Origin of the sequence: uncultured Brachyspira sp. (assembly GCF_944390595.1) — a bacterium.
GTDB lineage: Bacteria > Spirochaetota > Brachyspiria > Brachyspirales > Brachyspiraceae > Brachyspira.
The window spans coordinates 1-2,725 of record NZ_CALXRN010000020.1; the positions used below are offsets into that span (position 1 = coordinate 1).

At 32.5% G+C, this 2,725-nt stretch carries 2 protein-coding genes and 1 pseudogene; all 3 read right to left on the bottom strand.

Annotation, left to right across the window (positions count from 1 at the left end):
* The coding region (locus Q0J90_RS01130; RefSeq protein WP_297276163.1) for a phosphate acyltransferase at positions 1 to 674 on the bottom strand (674 nt) is incomplete at its 3' end.
* A gap of 158 nt (positions 675 to 832) precedes the next feature.
* Positions 833 to 2,053, bottom strand: coding sequence for an arginine deiminase (arcA, locus tag Q0J90_RS01135; RefSeq protein ID WP_297276164.1), 1,221 nt, complete (start codon positions 2,051 to 2,053; stop codon positions 833 to 835).
* 43 nt (positions 2,054 to 2,096) lie between these two features.
* Positions 2,097 to 2,725: pseudogene (locus Q0J90_RS01140) on the bottom strand (sodium:solute symporter family protein); the annotation flags it as partial.

A 2,725-nucleotide genomic window follows, 5' to 3' on the forward strand; every position in this document is an offset into this window, starting at 1 on the left:
CTTTCATGCTTAGCAGAACCTTTAGTAGAGAAAGAAAGCAAAGCAACTTTAGGTTCAATTCCTGTCATAATTTTATAAGATTCAGCAGTAGACTCAGCAATATCTGCTAATTGTTCAGAAGTAGGATCCGGTATAACAGCACAATCAGCAAAACAAGCTATTCCATTGCTGAATAAAGATTTATCAGGACTTTCTACAAAGAAAGTAGAAGATAATGTTTTAATACCTTTTTTAAGTCCGATTAAAAATAAAGCAGCTCTAAGCATTTCACCAGTTGCATATACAGCTCCTCCAACCATACCATCAGCATCATTAGCAGCAAGCATAGCAGCACCTGTATAAACAGAGTTATTAATTATTAAATCTTTAGCCTGATCCTTAGTCATGCCTTTTTTCTCTCTAGCTTTGAAAAGCATATCAATGTAGCCTTCTGTTCTAGCATCCTTGTTAGGATCAAAAATCTTAGCAAAATTTCCATCTAATTCTAATGCATTCTCTTTTGCTAAAGCCTCTATTTTTGCTGTATCTCCTACTAATACAACCCATTTAACTAATTGATCTTTTTTTAGTATAACAGCGGCCTTAACATGTCTTTCATCATATCCTTCAGCTAAAACTATAGTCTTAGGATTAGATTTAACTTTTTCTTTTAAATTGTCCATAAATGAAGCCATAATAAAAACCTCTTTAAAATAAAATTACAGTTCTATTTTAATACATAAACAATAATTTTGCAAACATATACCCGTTATATGTAATTTTAATAAAAGAAATTTTTTTATATAAAAAAGCACCCGCTGTAAAAACAGCAGGTGCTAATATATTTATGAAATTATAGATCTTCTCTATTGAAAGGCATAGACATACATCTAGGACCGCCGCGGCCTCTAGATAATTCAGCAGAAGGCATTATATGAGCTTTTATTCCAGCATCTTGTAAAATTTTGTTAGTTACAGTATTTCTAGAATAAACAATAACCTCACCAGGAGCAATAGCCAAAGTATTAGAACCATCGTTCCACTGTTCTCTAGCAGCTGCAATCAAATCATTACCTCCGCATTTAAGAAGAGTAACTTTATCTAAGTTCAAGTATTTAGCTAAAGTTTTATCTACATCCATAGTTTCTTCTTTAATAGCGATACCGCCATTTCCATCTCTAGTAATAGCGTAAGTAGTTAAAGGTCCTTCAATTTCAGGATGCATTACAAACTTATCTCTGTCAATCATAGTGAATACAGTGTCAAGATGCATGAATGCACGCTTTTTAGGAATATTGAATGCTAATACTGTTTTGAAAGAAGTGTTAGCATTAAATAAGTTTATAGCGAGTTTTTGAACAGATTCAGCATCAGTACGTTCAGAAATACCAATAGCAAGAAGCTCTTTAGAAAGTATTAATTCGTCACCGCCCTCTATAGATGTAGTATCATTTCTCTTATACCACATAGGAACTTCTTTTCCTTTAAATCTAGGGTTGTGTTCAAATGTGTACTTACCAAATAAAGTTTCTCTGTTACGAGTTACTGTACGCATATGATTTAAAGATACACCATTACCTATGATAGCGAATGGGTCTCTAGTAAAGTACAAATTAGGCATAGGATCAACAGCAAAAGTATAATCTGGGTCAAATACGTCAAAAAAACTACCTCTATATCCGCTAATTTCCTCTTTTCTTACACCTGCCATCATTTTCAACACGAGCTGTTTATTATCTTTGATATCGGAATAAAACTTTAATAATAAGTCTTTCTTTTTACCATAAGCATTCAAATCATCAACAAAGTCCATAATAAACTGATCTCTTACCTTAGGATCAGATATACTTTCAGCAGCTAAATCTTCCAAATATAATACTTCTACTCCATTATCTCTTAAGATTTTAGCAAAAGCATCATGTTCTTCAACAGCTACATCATAATAAGGTATATCATCAAACAATAATCTTTCAAGTATATCAGGAACTAGATTTTCTAATTCGAGATATGGCCTGTGCAATAACACAGTTTTTAATTTTCCAATTTCAGAATAAACATTTAAACCGTTGTCCATAAAAATTCTCCTTTTATCATATCACCTATTATTATTGTTTTTATTAAGCTTTTTTAGCTTGAAGATCTTCATCTGGGAATCTTTTCATTCCATTTCCAACAAATCCTACTATTAAATAAACTATAGAGCCTAATAAACCAGCAAGTATAGGAGCTTCAACCCAACCAACATTTAATTTTAATATAAATATTGTACTAGTTATTAAACCAACAAGCATAGAAATTAAAGCAGCAGTTATATTAGCCTTAACAATAGGTCTCATCATAATAGGACCAACAAACATAGCTATCAAACCGCCTGTACCTATATAAGCTATTTGGTTAAGCATACCTTGAGGAGCAAGATATGTTAAAATTACACCCCATACACCTGTAAATATAACTCCGAATCTATTGATTAATGGACTGCTTTTCTCAGGGTTTCCTGAAATAGAAACTACTAAGTCGTGAGAAAGCGCAGAAGCCAAAGCCTGTAATACAGAACTTATAGTAGATAACATCGCAAACAAGATGAACAATATTATAAGTCCTGCAATTGCAGGCGGCAAATAAGTAGTTAAGAATACTGGCATAGCACTGTCTGGATTAGCCAAACCAGGTTGTTTATAGAACATATAAAGACCTGTTATAGGAATAAGACTTAATATAATTCCTATAGGAGCCATTATAAGAG

Excerpts from the sequence above, each read along its gene's own strand:
- arcA (WP_297276164.1), bottom strand. The coding sequence starts at position 2,053 with ATGGACAACGGTTTAAATGTTTATTCTGAAATTGGAAAATTAAAAACT.